The sequence below is a fragment of the Variovorax sp. V116 genome, from assembly GCF_041154435.1.
Classification (GTDB): Bacteria; Pseudomonadota; Gammaproteobacteria; order Burkholderiales; family Burkholderiaceae_C; genus Variovorax; species Variovorax paradoxus.
In genome coordinates, this window is record NZ_AP028661.1 from 4,257,265 (window position 1) to 4,279,715 (window position 22,451).

At 67.1% G+C, this 22,451-nt stretch carries 18 protein-coding genes; 6 read left to right on the forward strand and 12 right to left on the reverse strand.

The features are described 5' to 3' along the window. Window position 1 precedes the first annotated feature (1 nt). From aspS to serA, 12 genes are all read right to left on the reverse strand, one after another. On the reverse strand, window positions 2–1,807 hold the full coding sequence (gene aspS / locus ACAM58_RS20210; RefSeq protein WP_015866896.1) for an aspartate--tRNA ligase: 1,806 nt from the start codon (window positions 1,805–1,807) through the stop codon (window positions 2–4). Window positions 1,808–1,841: 34 nt separating this feature from the next. Beyond that, complete coding sequence (locus ACAM58_RS20215) at window positions 1,842–2,462, reverse strand: DUF502 domain-containing protein (RefSeq protein ID WP_015866897.1); 621 nt, start codon at window positions 2,460–2,462, stop codon at window positions 1,842–1,844. A gap of 10 nt (window positions 2,463–2,472) precedes the next feature. Next, window positions 2,473–2,811: an FmdB family zinc ribbon protein gene (locus ACAM58_RS20220; protein WP_015866898.1), complete on the reverse strand. Its 339-nt coding sequence runs from the start codon at window positions 2,809–2,811 to the stop codon at window positions 2,473–2,475. An 88-nt stretch (window positions 2,812–2,899) separates the two neighbouring features. Next, a complete protein-coding gene (locus ACAM58_RS20225; protein ID WP_369663414.1) occupies window positions 2,900–4,339 on the reverse strand; it encodes a sodium:solute symporter family protein in 1,440 nt (479 codons plus the stop codon). Window positions 4,340–4,351: 12 nt separating this feature from the next. After that, window positions 4,352–5,917 (reverse strand): ubiquinone biosynthesis regulatory protein kinase UbiB, encoded by a 1,566-nt coding sequence (ubiB, locus tag ACAM58_RS20230; protein WP_015866900.1) that lies wholly within the window; start codon window positions 5,915–5,917, stop codon window positions 4,352–4,354. Further along, window positions 5,914–6,486: an SCP2 domain-containing protein gene (locus ACAM58_RS20235; RefSeq protein WP_015866901.1), complete on the reverse strand. Its 573-nt coding sequence runs from the start codon at window positions 6,484–6,486 to the stop codon at window positions 5,914–5,916. Before ACAM58_RS20235 ends, ubiB begins: the two co-directional genes overlap by 4 nt. A gap of 48 nt (window positions 6,487–6,534) precedes the next feature. Beyond that, window positions 6,535–7,548 carry a Tim44-like domain-containing protein gene (locus tag ACAM58_RS20240; RefSeq protein ID WP_015866902.1) on the reverse strand — a complete coding sequence of 338 codons (1,014 nt, stop codon included), beginning with the start codon at window positions 7,546–7,548 and terminating at the stop codon, window positions 6,535–6,537. 34 nt (window positions 7,549–7,582) lie between these two features. Beyond that, the gene (ubiE, locus tag ACAM58_RS20245) at window positions 7,583–8,314 is read right to left on the reverse strand and encodes a bifunctional demethylmenaquinone methyltransferase/2-methoxy-6-polyprenyl-1,4-benzoquinol methylase UbiE (protein ID WP_307595777.1); all 732 of its coding nucleotides are present in this window, start codon (window positions 8,312–8,314) and stop codon (window positions 7,583–7,585) included. A 155-nt stretch (window positions 8,315–8,469) separates the two neighbouring features. Continuing rightward, entirely contained in the window at window positions 8,470–8,883 is a 414-nt protein-coding gene (locus ACAM58_RS20250; protein ID WP_278876662.1) for a DUF971 domain-containing protein, read from the reverse strand. Further along, window positions 8,883–9,320, reverse strand: coding sequence for an HIT family protein (locus ACAM58_RS20255; RefSeq protein WP_018906404.1), 438 nt, complete (start codon window positions 9,318–9,320; stop codon window positions 8,883–8,885). Before ACAM58_RS20255 ends, ACAM58_RS20250 begins: the two co-directional genes overlap by 1 nt. Next, window positions 9,317–13,195 carry a DUF3683 domain-containing protein gene (locus tag ACAM58_RS20260; protein WP_369663415.1) on the reverse strand — a complete coding sequence of 1,293 codons (3,879 nt, stop codon included), beginning with the start codon at window positions 13,193–13,195 and terminating at the stop codon, window positions 9,317–9,319. The genes ACAM58_RS20255 and ACAM58_RS20260 overlap by 4 nt, the downstream gene beginning before the upstream one ends. A gap of 206 nt (window positions 13,196–13,401) precedes the next feature. Further along, window positions 13,402–14,634, reverse strand: a complete 1,233-nt coding sequence (serA, locus tag ACAM58_RS20265) for a phosphoglycerate dehydrogenase (protein ID WP_015866907.1) — start codon at window positions 14,632–14,634, stop codon at window positions 13,402–13,404. 226 nt (window positions 14,635–14,860) lie between these two features. Here serA and ugpB point away from each other — a divergent pair, with 226 nt between their 5' ends. The 6 genes from ugpB (at window position 14,861) to ACAM58_RS20295 (ending at window position 22,383) form a co-directional block, all read left to right on the forward strand. Beyond that, window positions 14,861–16,174, forward strand: a complete 1,314-nt coding sequence (ugpB, locus tag ACAM58_RS20270; protein WP_015866908.1) for a sn-glycerol-3-phosphate ABC transporter substrate-binding protein UgpB — start codon at window positions 14,861–14,863, stop codon at window positions 16,172–16,174. A 98-nt stretch (window positions 16,175–16,272) separates the two neighbouring features. Beyond that, on the forward strand, window positions 16,273–17,154 hold the full coding sequence (ugpA, locus tag ACAM58_RS20275; protein ID WP_015866909.1) for a sn-glycerol-3-phosphate ABC transporter permease UgpA: 882 nt from the start codon (window positions 16,273–16,275) through the stop codon (window positions 17,152–17,154). A 33-nt stretch (window positions 17,155–17,187) separates the two neighbouring features. Further along, a complete protein-coding gene (gene ugpE / locus ACAM58_RS20280; protein ID WP_145745686.1) occupies window positions 17,188–18,039 on the forward strand; it encodes a sn-glycerol-3-phosphate ABC transporter permease UgpE in 852 nt (283 codons plus the stop codon). 62 nt (window positions 18,040–18,101) lie between these two features. Next, complete coding sequence (locus tag ACAM58_RS20285; protein ID WP_015866911.1) at window positions 18,102–19,109, forward strand: sn-glycerol-3-phosphate import ATP-binding protein UgpC; 1,008 nt, start codon at window positions 18,102–18,104, stop codon at window positions 19,107–19,109. A gap of 2 nt (window positions 19,110–19,111) precedes the next feature. Then, window positions 19,112–19,861: a glycerophosphodiester phosphodiesterase gene (gene ugpQ / locus ACAM58_RS20290; protein ID WP_015866912.1), complete on the forward strand. Its 750-nt coding sequence runs from the start codon at window positions 19,112–19,114 to the stop codon at window positions 19,859–19,861. An 86-nt stretch (window positions 19,862–19,947) separates the two neighbouring features. Beyond that, the gene (locus tag ACAM58_RS20295) at window positions 19,948–22,383 is read left to right on the forward strand and encodes a DUF3772 domain-containing protein (RefSeq protein WP_278876657.1); all 2,436 of its coding nucleotides are present in this window, start codon (window positions 19,948–19,950) and stop codon (window positions 22,381–22,383) included. Window positions 22,384–22,451 lie beyond the last annotated feature (68 nt).

Here is a 22,451-nt window from a genome sequence, read left to right on the forward strand (position 1 = left end):
ATCAGGCAGGTTGCTGTACGTTGCGCAGCCGGATGTGCAGCTCGCGCAACTGCTTCTCGTCGACCGGGCTCGGCGCCTGCGTGAGCAGGTCCTGCGCGCGCTGGGTCTTGGGGAAGGCGATCACGTCGCGGATCGACTCGGCGCCGGTCATGAGCATGACCAGGCGGTCCAGGCCGATGGCGATGCCGCCGTGCGGCGGGGCGCCGTACTGCAGCGCGTCGAGCAGGAAGCCGAACTTGAGCTGCGCATCCTCGGCGCTGATCTTGAGCGCGCGGAACACCTTGCTCTGCACTTCCTCGCGGTGGATACGCACCGAGCCGCCGCCCATCTCGATGCCGTTGAGCACCATGTCGTAGGCCTTGGCAATGCACTTCTCGGGCGCGGTGTCCATGAGGTCTTCATGGCCGTCCTTCGGCGCGGTGAACGGATGGTGCACGGCGCTCCAGCGCTGGCCTTCCTCGTCGAATTCGAACATCGGGAAGTCGACCACCCACAGCGGCGCCCAGCGGTCGTCGAACAGGCCGCTCTTCTTGCCGAAGGCGCTGTGGCCGATCTTCACGCGCAGCGCACCGATCGCGTCGTTGACGATCTTTTCCTTGTCGGCACCGAAGAACAGGATGTCGCCGTTGCGCGCACCCGTGCGGGCGATGATCTCGGCCAGCGAGGCATCGTCGAGGTTCTTGACGATCGGGCTCTGCAGGCCCTCGCGGCCGGCCGCGGCATCGTTGACCTTGATGTAGGCCAGGCCCTTGGCACCGTAGATCTTGACGAACTCCTGATAGGCGTCGATCTCGCCGCGCGAAAGGCCGCCCTCGGCGCCACCGCCCGGCACGCGCAGCGCGACCACGCGGCCGCCCTGCATGGTGGCGGCGTTCGAGAACACCTTGAACTCGACGCGCTTCATGAGTTCGGTGAGCTCGGTGAACTCGAGCTTCACGCGCAGGTCGGGCTTGTCCGAGCCGTACTTGAACATCGCGTCGCCGTACGTCATGGTCGGGAACACCGGCAGGTCGATGCCCGCGGCGTTGCGGAACACGTTGCGGATCATGCCCTCGAACATCTCGCGGATCTCTTCCTCGGCAAGGAACGAGGTCTCGATGTCGATCTGCGTGAATTCGGGCTGGCGGTCGGCGCGCAGGTCTTCGTCGCGGAAGCACTTCACGATCTGGTAGTAGCGGTCGTAGCCGGCCACCATCAGCAGCTGCTTGAAGAGCTGCGGCGACTGCGGCAGCGCGAAGAAGCTGCCGTCGTGCACGCGGCTGGGCACGAGGTAGTCGCGCGCGCCTTCGGGCGTGGACTTGCCGAGCATCGGGGTCTCGATGTCGATGAAGCCGTTGGCATCGAGGAACTTGCGCGTTTCCATCGTGACCTTGTAGCGCAGCATCATGTTGCGCTGCATGGCCGGGCGGCGCAGGTCGAGCACGCGGTGCGTGAGGCGCGTGGTTTCCGAGAGGTTGTCGTCGTCCAGCAGGAACGGCGGCGTGACCGAGGGGTTCAGCACCTTGAGCTCATGGCACAGCACTTCGATCTTGCCGCTCTTGAGCTGGTCGTTGGTGGTGCCTTCGGGGCGTGCGCGCACCAGGCCGGTGACCTGCACGCAGAACTCGTTGCGCAGGTTCTCGGCCACGGCGAAGGTGGCGGCGCGGTCGGGGTCGCACACCACCTGCACGTAGCCTTCGCGGTCGCGCACGTCGATGAAGATCACGCCGCCATGGTCGCGGCGGCGGTTGACCCAGCCGCACAGGGTGACGGTTTGGCCCATCAGGGCTTCGGTCACGAGACCGCAATAGTGAGTACGCATGGCCATATCTTGGATTCCGGCGCCGCGGGGGCGCGTTTTTTTACTTGTTCGCGAGGGAGGACGGGCCGCCGGGGACGACCACTCCCATCGAGACGATGTACTTGAGCGCTTCGTCCACGCTCATCTTGAGTTCGATGCAGTCGCTGCGCCTGAGCATCACGAAATAACCGCCCGTGGGGTTGGGCGTGGTCGGCACGTAGACACCCAGGTAGTCGCCGCCGCCCAGGTGGCCAATGACCTCGCTGCCCGGCGTGCCGGTCACGAAGGCGATGGTCCAGACTCCCTCGCGCGGCCACTGCACCAGCACCGCCGTGCGGAAGGCGTTGCCGTTCTCGGAGAACAGCGTATCGGACACCTGCTTGACGCTGGAGTAGATCGAGCGCACGACGGGAATGCGCCGCACCACGGCGTCGCCCCATCCGAGCAGGCGCTTGCCCACGAAATTGCTCGCAATGGCGCCCACGCCCAGCAGGATGGCCAGCGTGAGCAGCACGCCGAGCCCGCGCACGTTGTTGTCGTACAGCCATTTCTGCCAGACCGAGGGCAGCACCCAGAGCGTCTGGTCCAGCGTGTCGATGATCCACTTCAGCACCGCCAGGGTGATGAACAGCGGAACGATCACCAGCAAGCCGGAGAACAGCCATTTGCGCAGGGCGAGCATGGATGGCTTCTCAGTCGCTCTTGGCAGCAGCAACCGGCGCGGGGGCCGGGCTGGGGGCGGGGACGGCGGCGGGCGCTGGGCTGGAAGCTTCCGCGGTGCTGGCGGCCGGCGCGGCTGCGGCGTCGCCGTTCTTGGCGGCGCCCGCAGGCTCGGCCTTCTTGCCGCCGCCATCGCGGAAATCGGTCACGTACCAGCCGGAACCCTTGAGCTGGAAACCGGCGGCGGTGACTTGCTTCTCGAATGCACTAGCGCCGCACGCCGGACACACCGTGAGGGGTGCATCGGACATTTTCTGCAGGGCGTCCTTGGCGAAGCCGCAGGCGCTGCACTTGTAGGCGTAGATGGGCATGGAATTGAGTGAAAAAGCGGCGCAAAAACGAGGCAGGGGCCGCTCGCAAAGCCCTCGATTATAAGGGCGCCCCGCCCTTCGGGGCGTCCTAGACAGCCAGCATCCGGTGCGGTGTGCGGGTGTTGGTCACCCACTGCGGCGCCAGCGATCCGGCCACCAGGCCGGCAAAGGAGGCCAGCACGCCGGCCAGCTGGGCCGGGAATGCGCTGCCCCAGGGCATGGCCAGGAACAGCAGCCAGGTGCCGATGCCCAGCACAATGGAAGCAAGGGCGCCCTGCGTGGTGGCGCGGCGCCAGTAGAGCCCGCACACCAGCGGCACGAAGGCGCCGACCAGCGGCACCTGGTAGGCGCCCGACACCAGTTCGTAGATGGGGGTGCCCTGCATGCGGATGGCGTAGGCCAGCACGGCTGCGCTGAAGACCAACACCGTGATGCGCATGGTCATGAGGTTCTGGCGGTCGGTGCCGGCGGGACGGAACTGGCGCCAGATGTTCTCGGTGAACGTGACGCTCGGTGCCAGCAGCGTCGCCGAGGCGGTCGACTTGATGGCCGACAGCAGCGCACCGAAGAACAGCACCTGCATCACGAAGGGCATCTTCTCGAGCACCAGCGTGGGCAGCACCTTCTGCGGATCTTCCTTCAGCAGTGCGGCGGTCTGCTCCGGCATGATCAGCAGCGCGCTCGCCACCAGGAACATCGGCACGAAGGCGAACAGGATGTACGCCACGCCGCCGATCACCGGGCCGCGGGTGGCGGACTTGACGCTGTTGGCGGACATCACGCGCTGGAACACGTCCTGCTGCGGAATGGAGCCGAGCATCATCGTGATGGCCGCGGCAAAGAAGAACACCATGTCGTGCCAGTTGGGCTCGGGCCAGAACCTGAAGAGGTCCTTGCTGACCGCGAAGGCCACCACCTTGTCGGCGCCGCCGGCCATGTTGCCGGCGAACACCGCAATGCAGGCCAGCCCCGCCACGAGGATGATCATCTGGATGAAATCGGTCACGGCCACCGACCACATGCCGCCGAACAGCGTGTAGGCGAGGATCGACACCACGCCGATCACCATGCCCGCCGGGATGGGGATGGCGCCGGCCGAGAGCACGTTGAACACCAGCCCGAGCGCCGTGACCTGCGCCGACACCCAGCCCAGGTAGCTCAGCATGATGATGAGCGAGCAGGCCACCTCGACGCCGCGGCCGTAGCGCTCGCGGTAGTAGTCGCTGATGGTCAAAAGCGTCATGCGATAGAGCTTGCCCGCGAAGAACAGGCCCACCAGGATCAGGCAGGTGCCCGCTCCGAACGGGTCTTCGATGACCCCGTTCAGCCCGCCCTCGATGAACTTGGCCGGGATGCCGAGCACTGTTTCGGAGCCGAACCAGGTCGCGAAAGTGGTCGTCACGATCATGTAGAGCGGCAGGTGCCGCCCGGCGATGGCGAAGTCGGTGGTGTTCTTCACCCGCTTGGCGGCGTACAGGCCGATCGCGATGGTGACCAGCAGATAAACGACAACCAGCGTCAGCAGCACGGGGACACTCCTCTAGAACAATCTCACGCGCACCAGCAATTGCATGGCGAGCAACCCCAATACAAATCCTATGCCACCGTAGATGATGGTCTGCAGCAGCCGGTTGGTGCGCTTCTGGGCGGCCAGCAGTTCCAGCAGCTCGCGGCGGTGGTCGGCGGGCCGATTTTCCAGGAAATCGTGCAGCAGGCGCGGCAGCTCGGGCAAGAGTTTTGCGTAGCGCGGCGCTTCGGCCTTGAGCTGCTGGAACAGCTTCTTCGGCCCGATCTGGTCGACCATCCACTTCTCGAGGAAGGGCTTGGCGGTGTGCCAGAGATCGAGTTCCGGATCGAGCTGTCGGCCCAGGCCCTCGATGTTGAGCAGGGTCTTCTGCAGCAGCACCAGCTGCGGCTGGATCTCGACATGGAAGCGGCGCGAGGTCTGGAACAGGCGCATCAGCACCATGCCGAGCGAGATTTCCTTCAGCGGCCGGTCGAAGTACGGCTCGCAGACGGTGCGGATCGCGCCTTCGAGCTCGTCGATGCGCGTGCCCTCGGGCACCCAGCCGCTCTCCAGGTGCAGCTCGGCCACGCGCTTGTAGTCGCGCCGGAAGAAGGCCACGAAGTTCTGCGCGAGGTATTCCTTGTCCGACTCGGTCAGCGTGCCGATGATGCCGAAGTCCAGCGAGATGTAGCGCCCGAAGGTCTCCGGCGCGAGGCTCACCTGGATGTTGCCCGGGTGCATGTCGGCGTGGAAGAAGCCGTCGCGGAACACCTGGGTGAAGAAGATCGTGACGCCGTCGCGCGCCAGCTTGGGAATGTCGACGCCGGCCGCGCGCAGGCGGTCGAGCTGGGCAATGGGCACGCCGTTCATGCGCTCCATCACGATCACCTCGGGGTGGCAGAAGTCCCAGAACATCTCGGGGATCAGCACCAGTTCGAGCGAGGCCATGTTGCGGCGCAGCTGGGCCGCGTTGGCCGCCTCGCGCACCAGGTCGAGCTCGTCGTGCAGGTACTTGTCGAACTCGCCGACCACCTCGCGCGGCTTCAGGCGCTTGCCGTCGGGCGAGAGCTTCTCGACCCAGCCGGCCATCATGGCCATGAGCGCCAGGTCTTTCTCGATCACGCCGCGCATGCTGGGGCGCAGCACCTTGACCGCGACCTCGCGCACCTCGCCTTCGTCGGTGCGGATGGTCGCAAAGTGGACCTGGGCGATCGACGCGCTGGCGATCGGCGTCTCGTCGAACTGCACGAACACGTCGCCCACCGGACGGCGGAAGGCGCGCTCGATGGTGGCAATGGCCACCGCCGAGGGGAACGGCGGCACGCGGTCCTGCAGGAAGGCGAGCTCGTCGGCGATGTCGGGCGGCAGCAGGTCGCGCCGGGTCGACAGCACCTGGCCGAACTTGACGAAGATCGGCCCCAGGCGTTCGAGCGCCTCGCGCAGCCGCTGGCCGCGGGGTGCGTCGAGGTTGCGGCCGATGGAGACGATGCGCGCCACCACGCGCAGCCAGGGTTTCTGGAAGCTCGTGAGCACCAGCTCGTCCAGGCCGTAGCGCAGCGCGACCCAGACGATGAAGATTCCGCGGTAGAAGCGCCTCATTCGGCCGTGCTCGCCGAGCCGGTCGACGGACCGCCGGCCTGCGGTGGCTTGCGGCCGCCGGCGAACTGGCGCAGCGCTTCCACGACCCGGCGCGCGCCGTTGGCGATGGTGTGCGCCGGTACGTCGCCCACGAGGCGGGCGAGGTCGTCCTCGACGTCCCAGCGCACGTGGTCCACCAGCCAGTTGACCTCGGCCGCGAGCTGCACGTCGCCGATGATCTGCACCGAGGGCTTGCCGCCGCGCAGCGTGGCGCGGGCCAGCTCGAAGGGAGATTCATCCGTGACGGTGAGCGTGAGTTCGGGCACCGAGCCGGCGGGCGCGAGGTCCAGCAGGCCGGCCGGCGTGGCGACCAGATCCATCGTCACGAAGCGCCACTGGAAGCGCACCACCCGCCCCTGCTGCCGGAGCAGCCGCTGCTGGGCCTCGGGTTCCTGCTGCAGCACATGGTTCAGGAACAGCACCGCGCGGTGCTGGATCTCGTGCACCGCCCAGGCGGGCGGCTGCAGGCGCTCGCCGATGCGGTTGAACAGGTCGTCGAGAAAAGAAAATGGGGACGATGGTGTAGCCATGTCCCCATTATCGGTTCTGCAGGCGGCCCCGCGGCCGCCGCAATGCGCTTACTGCAGGGCCTGCACGCCCGCCACGAGCCAGCCGCTGGTGCCGCTGGTGGGCTTGGTCATGTTCCAGACTTCGCGGAACGGGCCCGGGCCGGCCGAGGCATCTTCGCGGATCATGCCGGAGAACTCCACGCTCGCGAGGTAGGCATCGGCCAGTTCCTCGATGCCGAGCAGCTTGGCGTCGAGCATGACGACTTCGGTCTTGTTCGAGGCGCCGCCGGTGTGGCTCGCACGGTCGGCCAGCTGGCTGCGGATTTCCTCGACCATGTCGTCGGTCATCATCGAGCGCAGCATGCTGACGTCGGCGCGGTCCCATGCGTCCTGCAGTGTCACGAAGTTGCGCTTGGCGGCGCTCAGGAAGCCGTCCACGTCGAAGCCGGCCGGAATGCCCCACGACTGCGAGCCCGAGAGCGCCGAGCCGATCATGCTGCCGCCGGCCGCCGCACCGGCCGCGGACAGGCTGCTGCCATGCGCGGAGGAGCCGGCGTCGAAGGCGGCCGTGTTGCGCTCCCAGGGACGCGCCGACGCATCGTTGCCGACATTGGCGGGGCTGTACTGCGCGGGCGCGCTGGCGTTGGCCGGATTGCCGGCGCCTTCGAATGCGAAGCCGCCCGGGCGGTTGGCGCCCGACGATGCGGCCGAGCGCGCCTTGAACATGCGCCAGACGAACAGCCCGGCCATCACGAGCAGGCCGATCAGGAGGATGTTCGCAAAGCCGGCACCCAGGCCCAGCGAGTGTGCGAGCCAGGCGAGGCCCAGGCCGGCGGCGAGGCCGCCGAGCATGGCGCCCCACGGACGCTTGGGCGCAGCGGCGGCGGGCGCGGGCGTTGCGGGCCTCGGCGCCGCATTGGTCGCGTTTTGCTGCGCGGGTGCGGTGGGTGCTGCGGATTCGCGCTGCGTCACGTTGGACGACTGGCGGCCGAACGACTTGCCGCCACCGATGCGAGCTGCGTCTGCCTGAACGCTGACCAGGGCCAGCACGCAAGCCAGGAACAAAGAACTCAAACTTTTCATGTCGTCTCCTCTTTCGAGCGAAGAATTCGCTTCATCAACATTTGATTCCAACATGAAGGGCCACCACGCCCCCCGTCATGTTGTGATAGTCCACATGCCCGAAACCGCCCTCTTTCATGAGGGTCTTGAGTTCGTCCTGCGCGGGATGCATGCGGATCGATTCGGCCAGGTAGCGGTAGCTCGCGTCGTCGCCGGCCACCAGCTTGCCCAGGCGCGGCAGCACGTTGAACGAATACCAGTCGTAGGCCTTGGCCAGCGGCTTGGCCACCTTCGAGAACTCGAGCACCAGCAGCTTGCCGCGCGGCTTGAGCACGCGGTTCATTTCCTTCAGTGCAAGGTCCTTGTGCGTCATGTTGCGCAGGCCGAAGGCCACGGTCACCACGTCGAAGTGGTTGTCGGGGAACGGCAGCTTCTCTGCGTCGCACACCAGCGTGGGGAGCGCCACGCCGCCATCGAGCAGGCGGTCGCGGCCGGTGCGCAGCATGGCTTCGTTGATGTCGGTGTGCACCACCTGGCCGCTGGCGCCCACCTTCTTCGAGAAGGCCAGCGCGAGGTCGCCGGTGCCGCCAGCGATGTCGAGCACGCGCGAGCCCTCGCCCACGTTGGCCACCATCACGGTGTAGGCCTTCCAGGCGCGGTGCAGCCCCATCGACATCAGGTCGTTCATGAGGTCGTAACGCGTGGCGACGGAATCGAAGACGCCGCGGACACGTTGCGCTTTCTCGCTTTCGTCGACTTTCTCGAAGCCGAAGTGGGTGGTGCTCATGCGCCTGATATTAGGCCGGAAGCACACAGCTCAAGAAGGCGACCCTGCGGCGACGGCGGACATTTGTTGCTTTTTCTTGAAATCGCGGGCCGCGGCAAGGCGCGCCGCGCCTGCGTGCGGGGCTACTTTTTCAGGAGCGAACGCGGTCTGGCGGGTCAGTGGCTGCCGCAGGCGGAGCCGCCCTTGTCGATCATCGGCGCGTCGCGGTCGACGCCCGCGGCGGCAAGCCGGCGCTCGTATTCGGCCCAGAGCGCGACCTGGTTGGCGCCGAGCTCGTACAGCAGGTTCCACGAGAAGATGCCGGTGTCATGGCCGTCGCTGAAGACCGGCTGCACGGCGTAGTTGCCGACCGGCTTCAGGTCGACCAGCTCGACCTCGCGCTTGCCGGTCTGCAGCACTTCCTGGCCAGGGCCGTGGCCCTGCACCTCGGCGGATGGCGAATAGATGCGCATCAGCTCGAACGGAATGCGGAAGCTCGCGCCGTCCGAGAAGCCGACCTCGAGCACGCGCGACTGGCCGTGCACGGTGATCGATTGCGGCGTCGGTGCGCCGGCTTGCAAACCTGCCATCAGAAGCTCCTTGTGCCCAGTCGGGCCATCATCTCACTCTCGAGCGCGGGCAGGCGCGCGGCCACGGCGGCCTGCCGGGCCGCATCCGCTTGGCGCTGCACCGGCGCCCACACGGAGCCCGGAAAATGCGTGTCGTCCGCAAAGCGCGCGATCACGTGCCAATGCAGGTGCGGCACCATGTTGCCGAGCGCCGCAAGGTTGATCTTGGCCGGCGACAGATGCTCGCGCAGGCACTGCTCGACCACCGTCACCGCCTCCATGCACAGCACGCGGTCGGCCGCGTCGAGGTCGGAAAACTCCGCCGCATGCTCGCGCCAGATCACGCGGTAGAAGGCCGGGAAGCCGGCCTCCTCGGCATGGATGACGCGAAGCTTCGCGCCCTCGAACACGATGCGGCCGCCGGGGCCTTCGCAGAAGGGACAGTTCTTCACCTTCATACGAGCACCCGCTCGATGCCGCCCTGGTTGGCGGCGGCGACGTATTCGGGCATCCAGTCCCTGCCGAGGATCTTGTTGGCCATCTCGACCACGATGTAGTCGGCCTCGAGCAGGCCGTTGTTCAGGTCGTTGCCGTAGCGCGAGAGGCCTTGCAGGCAGCTCGGGCAGCTGGTCAGGATCTTGACGTTGTCCTTTTCGCCGACCTGGCCGTTCGCGCGCAGGGCGGCCTCGCCCTTCTTGAGCTCTTCTTCCTTGCGGAAGCGGATCTGCGTCGAGATGTCGGGCCGCGAGACGCCCAGCGTGCCCGATTCGCCGCAGCAGCGGTCGTTCTTGAGCACGTTGTCGCCGACCAGCGCCTTCACGGTCTTCATCGGGTCCTGCAGCTTCATCGGGCTGTGGCAGGGGTCGTGGTAGAGGTAGCCGCCACCGCCTGCATCGGCCAGCGTGATGCCCTTTTCGAGCAGGTACTCGTGGATGTCGATGATGCGGCAGCCCGGGAAGATCTTGTCGAACTGGTAGCCCTGCAGCTGGTCGTAGCAGGTGCCGCAGCTCACCACCACCGTCTTGATGTCGAGGTAGTTGAGCGTGTTGGCCACGCGGTGGAACAGCACGCGGTTGTCGGTGATCATCTTCTCGGCCTTGTCGAACTGGCCGCTGCCGCGCTGCGGATAGCCGCAGCACAGGTAGCCGGGCGGCAGCACCGTCTGCACGCCCGCGTGCCAGAGCATGGCCTGCGTGGCAAGGCCCACCTGCGAGAAGAGGCGCTCCGAACCGCAGCCGGGAAAGTAGAAGACCGCCTCGGTCTCCGAGGTGGTGGCCTTCGGGTCGCGGATGATCGGCACGTAGTCGGCATCCTCGATGTCGAGCAGCGCGCGCGCCGTCTGCTTGGGCAGGTTGCCCGGCATCTTCTTGTTGATGAAGTGGATCACCTGCTCCTTGACCGGCGCCGGGCCGAGCGTGGCGGGCGGCGCCGCGGTCTGCTTCCTGGCGAGGCCGCGCAGCAGGTCGTTGGCCAGTCGCTGCGCCTTGAAGCCGATGCCCACCATGCCCGCGCGCACCGCCTTGATGGTCTGCGGATTGGTCGCGTTGAGGAAGAACATCGCGGCCGCGTTGCCGGGGCGGAAGCTCTTCTGCCCCATCTTGCGCAGCAGGTTGCGCATGTTCATCGACACGTCGCCGAAGTCGATCTTCACCGGGCAGGGCGTGAGGCACTTGTGGCAGACCGTGCAGTGGTCGGCCACGTCCTCGAACTCTTCCCAGTGCTTGATGCTGATGCCGCGCCGGGTCTGCTCTTCGTACAGGAAGGCTTCGACCAGCAGCGAGGTTGCGAGGATCTTGTTGCGCGGGCTGTACAGCAGGTTGGCGCGCGGCACGTGGGTGGCGCACACCGGCTTGCACTTGCCGCAGCGCAGGCAGTCCTTCACGCTGTCGGCAATGGCGCCGATGTCGCTCTGCTGCATGATGAGCGACTCATGGCCCATGAGGCCGAAGCTCGGCGTGTAGGCGTTGGTCAGGTCGGCATGCGGCAGCGCGGCTTCGCCGGCGGGGGCGCGCAGCAGCTTGCCCTTGTTGAAGCGGCCTTCGGGGTCGACGCGGCGCTTGTAGTCCATGAAGGGCGCGAGCTCTTCGTCGCTCAGGAATTCGAGCTTGGTGATGCCGATGCCGTGCTCGCCCGAGATCACGCCGTCGAGGCTGCGCGCCAGCGCCATGATGCGCACCACCGCGGCATGCGCGGTCTGCAGCATCTCGTAGTTGTCGCTGTTGACCGGGATGTTGGTGTGCACGTTGCCGTCGCCCGCGTGCATGTGCAGCGCCACCCAGACGCGGCCCTTGAGCACCTGCTGGTGGATGGCGGTGCACTCGGCCAGGATCGGCGTGAACTCGGCGCCCGAGAAGATTTCCTGCAGCGGCTGGCGCAGCTGGGTCTTCCAGCTGGCGCGCAGCGTGTGGTCCTGCAGCTGCGGGAACAGCGTGTCGACGTCGCGCAGCCATTCGGCCCAGAGCGCACGCACGCCCTGCACCAGCGCCACGGCCTGCGCCACCCGGTCTTCGAGCAGCTCGGCGGCGGGGATCTCGTGTGCGTCGTCGGTCTTGCCCAGCGGCAGGTTGCCGCGCAGCAGGAAGGCTTCGAGCGCGTCGGTGAGCGCGAGCTTGTTCTGCAGCGAGAGCTCGATGTTGATGCGCTCGATGCCGTCGCTGTACTCGGCCATGCGCGGCAGCGGAATGACCACGTCTTCGTTGATCTTGAAGGCGTTGGTGTGCTTGCTGATGGCCGCGGTGCGCTTGCGGTCGAGCCAGAATTTCTTGCGCGCCTCGGGGCTGATGGCGACGAAGCCTTCACCGCTGCGCGAATTGGCGATGCGCACCACTTCGGAGGTGACGCGCGCCACCGCGTCGGCGTCGTCGCCCGCGATGTCGCCGAACAGCACCATCTTGGGCAGGCCGCCGTGTTTTTTCGACTTGGTGGCGTAGCCCACGGCCTTCAGGTAGCGGTCGTCCAGGTGCTCCAGGCCCGCCAGCAGCACGCCCGAGCGCTTCTGCTCGGCGAACATGAAGTCCTTGATCTCGACGATGCTGGGCACCGCGTCCTTGGCGTTGCCGAAGAATTCGAGGCACACGGTGCGGGTGTGCGCCGGCATGCGGTGCACCACCCAGCGGCAGCTGGTGATGAGGCCGTCGCAGCCCTCTTTCTGGATGCCGGGCAGGCCCGAAAGGAACTTGTCGGTCACGTCCTTGCCGAGGCCTTCCTTGCGGAAGGTGCGGCCGGGAATGTCGAGGCGCTCGGTGCGCAGTTTCGTCTTGCCGTCGGCGGCGTAGTACTGCAGTTCGAACTCGGCGCTCTCGGCGTCGTGGATCTTGCCGAGGTTGTGGCCGATGCGCGTGACTTCGAGCCATTCGGCCTGCGGCGTGACCATGCGCCACGAAGCCAGGTTGTCGAGCGCCGTGCCCCAGAGCACGGCTTTCTTGCCGCCCGCGTTCATGGCCACGTTGCCGCCCACGCACGAGGCCTCGGCGGAAGTGGGGTCGACCGCGAACACGTAGCCGGCGCGCTCGGCGGCGTCGGCCACGCGCTGGGTGACGACGCCGGCTTCGGTCCAGATGGTGGGCACGGGGTTGTCGAGGCCGGGCAGCGGAACCAGCTCGACCTCGGTCATGGCCTCGAGCTTCTCGGTGTTGATGACCACGCTCTTCCAGGTGAGCGGAATGGCGCCGCCGGTGTAGCCGGTGCCGCCGCCGCGCGGGATGATGGTCAGGCCCAGCTCGATGCAGCCCTTGACGAGCAGGGCCATCTCGGCCTCGGTGTCGGGGCAGAGCACCACGAAGGGATATTCGACGCGCCAGTCGGTGGCGTCGGTGACGTGCGAGACGCGCGAGAGGCCGTCGAACTTGATGTTGTCCTTGGCCGTGAGGCGACCCAGTACGCGCGTGGCCTTGCGGCGCAGGGCGGCCACGTCGCGAAAGGCGGTGTCGAAGGCCGCGACGGCCTGGCCGACAAGGCCCGTGAGTTCGCCCACGAGCTGGTCGCGCGGCAGGTCGCTGTCGGGGGTGCGGCGCTTCTGGACTTCGGCCAGGCGGTGCCTGAGCGCATCGACCAGCTGGCCGCGGCGGCGCGGGTTGTCGAGCAGGTCGTCGACGAGGTAGGGGTTGCGCTGGACCACCCAGATGTCGCCGAGCACTTCGTAGAGCATGCGCGCCGACCGGCCGGTGCGGCGCTCGGCGCGCAGGGTCTGGAGCAGTTCCCAGCCGCGCTCGCCCAGCAGGCGGATCACGATCTCTCGATCGGAAAAGCTGGTGTAGTTATAGGGGATCTCGCGCAGTCGTACAGGCTCTGCGGCCTGCGACAACAGCGTGGTCAACGCGGTCGGAGCATTCATCGGGGGTGGCACCTCGGCCAGGCGCTGCGCGCCCATCTAGCCGGGGGTGGGATTTTAGGGCAGGGGCGGGGGGCCTGCCTTGCGCCTTCGCTGTTCCCCTATTGGGAGGCGCCCGGCAGGCGGTGCCGTGGTGTGGATGCCGCTGCCCTCACCCCGGCCCTCTCCCGGAGGGAGAGGGAGCAAGACGGAGGCGCTTGGTTCAGGGTTCAGAACAGCACGCGGCTGCGGATCGTGCCGTTCACCTTGGCCAGCTTTTCCAGCGCCAGGTCGGAATACGCGGCGTCGATGTCCATCACCACGTAGCCGATCTTCTCGTTGGTCTGCAGGAACTGCGAGGAGATGTTGATGTTGTTGTCCGAGAAGATCTTGTTGATCTCCGACAGCACGCCGGGCACGTTGCGGTGGATGTGCAGCAGCCGGTGCTTGCCGGGGTGGGCCGGCAGCGCCACCTCGGGAAAGTTGACCGACGAGGTCGAGGTGCCGTTGTCGCTGTACTTCACCAGCTTTTCCGCCACCTCCAGGCCGATGTTGGCCTGCGCCTCCATCGTCGAGCCGCCGATGTGGGGCGTGAGGATCACGTTGTCGAGCCCGCGCAAGGGCGACTGGAACTCGTCCTTGTTGCTGCGCGGCTCGACCGGGAACACGTCGATCGCGGCGCCCAGCAGCTTCTTCTGCTTCAGCGCCTCGGCCAGCGGCTCGATCCGCACGACCGTGCCGCGCGAGGCGTTGATCAGGATCGCGCCCGGCTTCATGGCGGCGATTTCGGCCGTATCGATCATCCATTGGGTGGCCTGCGTCTCGGGCACGTGCAGGGTCACGATGTCGCTCTGGGCCAGCAACTGGTGCAGTTCGCGCACCTGGTGCGCATTGCCCAGGGGCAGCTTGGTCACCACGTCGTAGAACGCCACCTTCATGCCCAGCGCCTCGGCCAGCACCGACAGCTGGGCGCCGATGGAGCCGTAGCCCACGATGCCCAGCGTCTTGCCGCGGATCTCGAAGGCGTTCTCGGCCGACTTGAGCCAGCCGCCGCGGTGGGCGACCGCGCTCTTCTCGGGCACGCCGCGCAACAGCAGGATGGCTTCGGCCAGCACCAGCTCGGCCACCGAGCGGGTGTTGGAATACGGGGCATTGAACACCGCCACGCCGTGCTCGCGCGCGGCTTCCAGGTCGACCTGGTTGGTGCCGATGCAGAAGCACCCCGCCGCCACCAGCTTGTGGGCGGCCGCGAAAACCTCGGCCGTGAGCTGCGTGCGCGAGCGGATGCCCAGGAAGTGGACGTCGGCGATCTTGGCCTTGAGCTCCGCATCGGGCAACGCACCCGGCAGCGACTCGATGTTGGTGTAGCCCGCGGCGCGCAGGACCTCCACCGCCGAAGGATGGATGCCCTCGAGCAGAAGGAACTTGATCCGGCTTTTTTCGAGGGAGGTTTTGCTGCTCATGGCGTACTCGCGGAAGCCCCGGCCGCGGCAACAGGCTAGGCCGAAAAAGGGGAGGTCGATGCTAGCATGCTGCGCCGCAGCATGAGGGCGCGCACGCCGTGGGAAGCCCTGCGCCAAAGGGGTTTTCCCGATTGGAAATTAACAACACTCCGTGCGCAAATGTGACGCGGCCATGTCATCCACGTGGCCTAGCATCCGCGCTTTCATTTTCCCATCAGGAGTCTTCATGCGATTCAAGACGCTCGCGCTGGCATCGGCGCTGGCCGCCACCACGCTGTTCAATGTGGCACATGCCCAGACTGAGATCCAGTGGTGGCACTCCATGACCGCCGTCAACAACGAGTGGGTCAACGACCTGGCCAAGCAGTTCAACGAGAGCCAGAAGGAATACAAGGTCGTGCCGACCTACAAGGGCACGTACGACGAATCGATGACGGCCTCCATTGCCGCTTTCCGTGCCGGCAACGCGCCGCACATCCTGCAGGTGTTCGAAGTGGGCACCGCCACCATGATGGCCAGCAAGGGCGCCATCGTGCCGGTGGGCCAGGTCATGAAGGACGCGGGCGAGAAGTTCGATCCGGCCGCCTACATTCCCGCCGTGGCCGGCTACTACACCGCGCCCAACGGCCAGATGCTGAGCTTCCCGCTGAACAGCTCGACGACGGTGTTCTATATCAACAAGGACGCCTTCAAGGCCGCCGGCATCGACACCACCAAGCTGCCCTCGACCTGGCCCGAAGTGACGGCCGCCGCGGCCAAGCTCAAGGCGAGCGGCCACAAGTGCCCGTTCACCACCGCCTGGCAGGGCTGGACGCAGCTGGAGAGCTTCTCGGCCTGGCACAACGTCGAATTCGCGACCAAGAGCAACGGCCTGGCCGGGCTCGATGCGCGCATGAAGATCAATTCGCCGCTGCACGTGCGCCACATCGAGAACCTGGCCAACATGGCCAAGCAGGGTCTCTTCATCTACAAGGGCCGCGGCAATGTGCCGGAAGCCTCGTTCGTGTCGGGCGAGTGCGCGATGATCAACACCTCGTCCGGCTTCTACGGCAACGTCGCCAAGAACGCCAAGTTCGCCTACGCGGTCGCTCCCCTGCCCTACTACCCGGACGTGCCCGGCGCACCGCAGAACACGGTGATCGGCGGCGCCAGCCTCTGGGTGATGTCGGGCAAGAAGCCGGCCGAATACAAGGGCGTGGCCAAGTTCTTCAGCTTCATCTCGACGCCTGAAGTGCAGTCGGCCAGCCACAAGCGCACCGGCTACCTGCCGGTGACCACGGCGGCCTACAAGCTCACCGAGGAATCGGGTTTCTACAAGCAGAACCCCGGCACCGACGTGGCCGTGACGCAGATGATCCGCAAGGTCACCGACAAGAGCCGCGGCATCCGCCTGGGCAACTACGTGCAGATCCGCGCCATCGAGGACGAAGAGCTCGAACAGGTCTGGAGCGGCAAGAAGAGCGCCAAGGAAGCCCTCGATTCGATCGTCACGCGCGGCAACGAGCAGCTGGAACGCTTCCAGAAAGCTAACAAAAGCTAACGATTGACGGCCGGACCCGTGGGTCCGGCTAATATCGCCCGCCCCCGTTCGCTCGTGCGCAAGAGCGGGCCAGGCGGGATTTTTTATGCAGAGGGTTCATGGAAAAACGCGTTTTCTTTCGCTCGGGCTGGTTGCCCTGGCTGCTGCTGACCCCGCAAATGGCGGTGATCCTCGTGTTTTTCTTCTGGCCGGCGGCGCAGGCGCTGCTGCAGTCGCTGCAGCAGCAGGACGCCTTCGGCACGTCGGTGGAATTTGTCGGGCTCGACAACTTCCGCCAGATATTCAGCGATCCGAGCTATGTGGAGTCGTTCAAGACCACCGCCCTGTTCTCGGTGCTGGTGGCGGGCATCGGCATCACGCTGTCGCTGGGGCTCGCGGTGTTTGCCGACCGCATCACGCGCGGCGGCACCTTCTACAAGACCATGCTGATCCTGCCCTACGCGGTGGCGCCCGCCGTGGCGGCCGTGCTCTGGGTGTTCATGTTCTCGCCGTCGCTGGGCGTGGTGGCCTATGCGCTGGGCAAGATCGGCATCGACTGGAACCACCTGCTGGACTCCGGCCACGCCATGACGCTGATCGTGATGGCCTCGGTGTGGAAGCAGATTTCGTACAACTTCCTGTTCTTCCTGGCCGGGCTGCAGTCGATTCCCAAGTCGCTCATCGAGGCCGCGGCCATCGACGGCGCGCGCCCGTGGCGCCGGTTCTGGACCGTGCAGTTTCCGCTGCTCTCGCCCACCACCTTCTTCCTGCTGGTGATCAACGTGGTCTACGCCTTCTTCGACACCTTCGCGATCGTCGATGCGGCCACCCAGGGCGGGCCGGGCAAGGACACGGCCATCCTGGTCTACAAGGTCTACTACGACGGCTTCAAGGCCATGGACCTCGGCGGCTCGGCGGCGCAGTCGGTGGTGCTGATGGTGATCGTGGTGGCGCTCACCGTGATCCAGTTCCGCTACGTGGAAAAGAAGGTTCAATACTGATGAAGCAAAACAAGAATCTGGCGGAGGCGTTCCATGGTTGAGAAACGCGGCACCCATGGCATCCTGGCCCATGTGGTGATGATCCTGGGCGTGTTCATCGTCGCCTTCCCGCTCTACCTGGCGTTCGTGGCGTCCACGCACACGGCGCAGGAGATCGTGCAGGCGCCGATGCCGCTGCTGCCCGGCAGCAACATGCTGGACAGCTACAAGGGCGCGCTCTTCGGGCGCGAAACCAGCAGCGGCTCCAACGCGCCCGTGGCCCACATGATGTGGGTGAGCCTGGTGACGGCGCTGGTGATCTCCATCGGCAAGATCTCCATCTCGCTGCTGTCGGCCTTTGCCATCGTCTACTTCCGGTTCCCGTTCAAGAAGATCTGCTTCTGGGCCATCTTCGTGACGCTGATGCTGCCGGTGGAGGTGCGCATCCTGCCCACCTACAAGGTGCTGTCCGATCTGAACATGCTGAACACCTACGCGGGCCTCACGGTGCCGCTGATCGCGTCGGCCACCGCCACCTTCCTTTTCCGCCAGTTCTTCCTGACGGTGCCCGACGAGCTCACCGAGGCCTCGCGCATGGATGGCGCAAGCCCCATGCGCTTCTTCTTCGACGTGCTGCTGCCGCTGTCGAAGACCTCGATTGCGGCGCTGTTCGTGATCCAGTTCATCTACGGCTGGAACCAGTACCTCTGGCCGCTGCTCGCCACCACCGGCGAAGACATGTACCCCGTGGTGGTCGGCATCAAGCGAATGATTGCCGGCGGCGACAGCCAGAACGAATGGAACGTGGTGATGGCCACCGCCATCCTCGCCATGCTGCCGCCCGCGCTGGTGGTGGTGCTGATGCAGAAGTGGTTCGTCAAGGGCCTCGTGGACACTGAAAAATAAATAACTTGCGGGACAGACCAGGATTGCGAAGCAATCTGCTCTGTCCCCAACTGATCAAGACTATGGCTGCTCTCTCTTTACGCAACGTCATCAAGCGCTACGGCCATGGGCCGAAAGCCAACCAGGTCATCCACGGCGTGAGCGCCGAGATCGCCGACCATGAATTCATCGTCATCGTCGGCCCCTCAGGCTGCGGCAAATCCACCCTGCTGCGCATGGTGGCCGGCCTGGAGGAAATCTCGGCCGGCGAAATCTCCATTGGCGGGCGCGTGGTGAACCAGCTCGAGCCCTCCGAGCGGGACATCGCCATGGTGTTCCAGAACTACGCGCTCTATCCGCATATGAGCGTGTTCAAGAACATGGCCTATGGCCTGAAGATCGCCAAGGTGCCGGAGCCCGAGATCAAGACCCGCGTCGACAAGGCGGCCAAGATCCTGGAGCTGGGCCACCTGCTCGAGCGCAAGCCGCGCGAGCTCTCGGGCGGGCAGCGCCAGCGCGTGGCCATGGGCCGCGCCATCGTGCGCCAGCCGCAGGTGTTCCTGTTCGACGAGCCGCTGTCCAACCTGGACGCCAAGCTGCGCGCGCAGACCCGCATCGAGATCCAGAAGCTGCACCGCGAGCTCGGCATCACCTCGCTGTTCGTCACGCACGACCAGGTCGAGGCCATGACGCTGGCGCAGCGCATCATCGTGATGAACGGCGGCGTGATGGACCAGTTCGCGACGCCCGAAGAGGTCTACAACCGGCCCGCCACCACCTTCGTTGCCAGCTTCATCGGCTCGCCGCCGATGAACCTGCTGCAGCACGCCCCCGGCGTGCGGCCCGGCCAGATCCTGGGCATCCGCCCGGAGCACCTGACGCTGGACGAAAGCGGCTGGTCGGTGCAGGTGGAGTCGGTCGAACTGCTGGGCGCCGAGCGGCTGGTGTACGGCCGCATCGGCGAGGAGCAGATCATCATGCGCACCGACGAAAGCGATCATCCGCCGGTCGCGGGCGACACCGTGAAGATCGCGGCGCGCGAGGACAAGCTGCACTGGTTCGATGCCGGCTCCGGCAAGCGGGCCGACTGACGATGCCGGCACGGATGAAGCCCTGGCCCTATCCGCGCTGGATCGCGCACCGCGGCGCCGGCAAGCTGGCGCCCGAGAACACGCTGGCGGCCTTCCGCCTTGGCGCGGCGCACGGCTACCGCATGTTCGAGTGCGATGCGAAGCTCAGCGCCGACGGCGTGGCCTTTCTGATGCACGACGCCACGCTCGACCGCACCACCAACGGCCGCGGCACCGGCGGTGCGCAGCCCTGGAGCGCGCTGGCTCAGCTCGACGCCGGCGGCTGGCATTCGCGCGCCTTCGCGGGCGAGCCGCTTGCCACGCTCGAGAACCTCGCGCGCTTCTGCCTGGCCAACGGCCACCTGCTCAACATCGAGATCAAGCCCACGCCGGGCACCGAACGCGAAACCGGCGAAGCGGTGGCGCGGCTCGCGGCCCGGCTGTGGCAGGGCGCGGCCATACCGCCGCTGCTCACCTCGTTCCAGGCCGAATCGCTCGCGGGCGCCAGGGCGGTGCAGCCCGAGCTGCCGCGCGGGCTGCTGCTCGACACGCTGCGGGACGGCTGGCTGGCCGCGGCCACCGGCCTGGACTGCGCCGCGGTGGTCTGCAACCACGCGCTCTGGGACGCCGCCACGGTGGCGCAGGTGCAAGGCGCGGGCATGCGCGCGCTGAGCTACACCGTGAATGACGAATGGGCCGCCGAGCGGCTCGTCGAGCTGGGCACCGACGGCATCATCACCGACCGGGTCGACCTGTTCAGCCCGGCCGGTTGACCGCTTCCCGCCGGCGCGGCCCGGCAGACACACGCTGTCACGCCCCGCGCCGCGGACCGCAAATGGCGCCTTCTATGATGGCAGCCATGCGTTCGATCCCCCGCCTGATTGCCTTTTGCCTGGCCGCCCTGCTGCTGCTGATGTGCGGCGCCGCGACGGCCCAGCCGGGCACCGGCGGCGTCGGCGGCAGCACCGCGGCTGCCGCGGCCCCGGCGCCCGAACCCACGGTGGCCGAGCTGCGCGAGCAGTTCAACAAGATCAGCACCGATGCCGATTCCACCGGGGACCTGCGCCAACTGCTCGCGCAGATCAGCGACATCGGCACGCAGGCCGACAAGTTCGTTGCCGCGCGCACCGGCGAGCTGGCCGACCTGAACGCCCGCCTCGGCGAGCTCGGCAATCCGCCGGCCGCGGGCGCAACCGAAGACCCCGACATCACGCGCCAGCGCGCCCGCCTCACGAAGGAGCGCAACGCGCTGGACGCCGACATCCGGCTCGCACGGCTGCTGGCCATCGACGTGCGGCAGCGCGCGGCCGAACTGGTGACCCAGCGCCGCGCGCTGTTCGAGGCGCAGATCACCGAGCGCGCGCCCTCGCCGCTCACCGGCGAGTTCTGGGGCGATCTGCAGGACGCCTGGCCGAGCGACCTGGCGCGCCTGAAGGCCATGGCCTCCGACCTGCGCGACGGGTTCTCGCAGGCCATGCAGCAAGGCCCCCGCATGGCGGTGCTCTGGGCGCTGATCCTGGCGGTGCTGCTCGCGGTGCTCGGCAACTGGGTGGCCGAGCACCTGCTGACGCGGATCGCCGCGCGGCTGCTGCCGGCCGGGCGGCTGCGGCGTTCGCTGCTGGTGATTGCCATCGTCGCGAGCCACGTGCTGCTGGTGGCCGTGGCCGCGCACGGCTTCGTGTGGGTGCTCGAGGAATACGCCACCTGGGAGCCGCAGGCGCGCAAGGCGATGCGCTCGACGGCGCAGGCGCTGGTGTTCATGGCCTTCGTCATCGGGCTGGGCCGCGGGCTGCTGGCCACGCGCCGCCCGTCGTGGCGGCTGCCGCCGATTCCGGACGCCATGGCCACCCGCCTGGCGCCGCTGCCGTGGCTGGTTGCGGCGGTGGCCGCGCTGGCCTGGGCGCCGGTGGAGATCAACGCGCTGGTCGAAGCGAGCTTTGCGGCCGTGGTGGCCACGCACGTGCTCACCGCGCTGGTGCTCACGGCGCTGGTGGGCGCGGTGCTCCGTCGCCTGAGGCCCATGCGCGCCGATACGCCGGACGCCGATCCGCCCGAGCGCCCGATGTGGGTGGGCCTGCTGGTGGCCTGCATCGGCGTGCTGATGGTGGCCATCTGGGTGCTGGTGGCGGTGGGCTACGTGGCGCTCGCGAGCTTCCTGGCCTCGCAGCTCACCTGGAGCGGCATCGTCGCGGCCGCCTTCTACGTGCTGTTCAAGTTTGCCGACGACGTGTTCATGGCGGGCGTGTCCTCGCGCAGCACCTTCGGCCAGCGCCTGCAGAAGAGCTTCGGCCTGGCGCCGCAGACGCTCGACCAGGCGGCCACCGTGCTCTCGGGCCTGAGCCGGGTGGCGCTGTTCTTCTACATGCTGATCGCGCTCGCGGCGCCGCTGGGCACCGGGCCCAGCGAAGTGTTCCAGCGCAGCGGCAAGTTCGGCACCGGCGTGAAGGTGGGCGAGTTCCAGCTGGTGCCGGGCGCCATCCTGAGCGCCGTGGCGGTGGCGGTGATCGGCTTCATCGTGCTCAGGGTGTTCAAGCGCTGGCTCGCGCGCAGCTACCTGCCCAGCACGCAGTTCGAGCCGGGCATGCAGAGCTCGATCACCACGCTGCTGGGCTACGTGGGCGGCATCCTGGTGGTCGCGTTCTCGCTGTCGGCGCTGGGCATCGGCATCGAGCGCATCGCGTGGGTGGCCAGCGCGCTGTCGGTGGGTATCGGCTTCGGCCTGCAGGCCATCGTGCAGAACTTCATCTCGGGCCTCATCCTGCTGGCCGAGCAGCCGGTGAAGGTGGGCGACTGGGTGGTGCTGGGCACCACCGAAGGCGACGTGCGGCGCATCAACGTGCGGGCCACGGAGATCCAGCTGGGCGACCGCTCGACGGTGATCGTGCCGAACTCCGAGTTCATCACGAAGACCGTGCGCAACATGACGCTGACCAACGCGGAGGGCCGGGTGCTGATCCGCCTGCCGATGCCGCTGACCACCCACGCGCAGCGCGTGCGCGAGCTCATCCTGGACGCCTGCCGCGCGCACGAGAGCGTGCTGGAAACACCGGCGCCTTCGCTCACGCTCGAAGGCATCGAGGGCGGCCTGCTGATCTTCCAGGCCATTGCCTATGTGCCGAGCCCGCGGCTGGCAGGCAGCGTGCGCAGCGACCTGCTGTTCACCATCCTGGAGCGCCTGGATGCCGAGCAGCTGCCGCTGGTGCCGTATGCGGCGCCGCCTGCGCCCGTGCCTGCGTCCGCACCCGCGCCGGATGCCGCGGACGGCGCCGGCCCGGCCGCCACCCCCGCCGCCTAGGCGCCGCACCGATCGTCCAAGCAGCGGGCGAATGCCCGCGCTGATCGATCAATTGTCCGGAGGCTCCC

Excerpts from the sequence above, each read along its gene's own strand:
- aspS (WP_015866896.1), bottom strand. The coding sequence starts at position 1,807 with ATGGCCATGCGTACTCACTATTGCGGTCTCGTGACCGAAGCCCTGATG.
- ubiE (WP_307595777.1), bottom strand. The coding sequence starts at position 8,314 with ATGAGCACCACCCACTTCGGCTTCGAGAAAGTCGACGAAAGCGAGAAA.
- ACAM58_RS20295 (WP_278876657.1), top strand. The coding sequence starts at position 19,948 with ATGCGTTCGATCCCCCGCCTGATTGCCTTTTGCCTGGCCGCCCTGCTG.
- ACAM58_RS20220 (WP_015866898.1), bottom strand. The coding sequence starts at position 2,811 with ATGCCCATCTACGCCTACAAGTGCAGCGCCTGCGGCTTCGCCAAGGAC.
- ACAM58_RS20215 (WP_015866897.1), bottom strand. The coding sequence starts at position 2,462 with ATGCTCGCCCTGCGCAAATGGCTGTTCTCCGGCTTGCTGGTGATCGTT.
- ACAM58_RS20255 (WP_018906404.1), bottom strand. The coding sequence starts at position 9,320 with ATGAAGGTGAAGAACTGTCCCTTCTGCGAAGGCCCCGGCGGCCGCATC.
- ubiB (WP_015866900.1), bottom strand. The coding sequence starts at position 5,917 with ATGAGGCGCTTCTACCGCGGAATCTTCATCGTCTGGGTCGCGCTGCGC.
- ugpQ (WP_015866912.1), top strand. The coding sequence starts at position 19,112 with ATGCCGGCACGGATGAAGCCCTGGCCCTATCCGCGCTGGATCGCGCAC.
- ACAM58_RS20240 (WP_015866902.1), bottom strand. The coding sequence starts at position 7,548 with ATGAAAAGTTTGAGTTCTTTGTTCCTGGCTTGCGTGCTGGCCCTGGTC.
- ACAM58_RS20250 (WP_278876662.1), bottom strand. The coding sequence starts at position 8,883 with ATGGCAGGTTTGCAAGCCGGCGCACCGACGCCGCAATCGATCACCGTG.
- ugpB (WP_015866908.1), top strand. The coding sequence starts at position 14,861 with ATGCGATTCAAGACGCTCGCGCTGGCATCGGCGCTGGCCGCCACCACG.
- ugpE (WP_145745686.1), top strand. The coding sequence starts at position 17,188 with ATGGTTGAGAAACGCGGCACCCATGGCATCCTGGCCCATGTGGTGATG.
- ACAM58_RS20260 (WP_369663415.1), bottom strand. The coding sequence starts at position 13,195 with ATGAATGCTCCGACCGCGTTGACCACGCTGTTGTCGCAGGCCGCAGAG.
- serA (WP_015866907.1), bottom strand. The coding sequence starts at position 14,634 with ATGAGCAGCAAAACCTCCCTCGAAAAAAGCCGGATCAAGTTCCTTCTG.
- ACAM58_RS20285 (WP_015866911.1), top strand. The coding sequence starts at position 18,102 with ATGGCTGCTCTCTCTTTACGCAACGTCATCAAGCGCTACGGCCATGGG.
- ugpA (WP_015866909.1), top strand. The coding sequence starts at position 16,273 with ATGGAAAAACGCGTTTTCTTTCGCTCGGGCTGGTTGCCCTGGCTGCTG.
- ACAM58_RS20235 (WP_015866901.1), bottom strand. The coding sequence starts at position 6,486 with ATGGCTACACCATCGTCCCCATTTTCTTTTCTCGACGACCTGTTCAAC.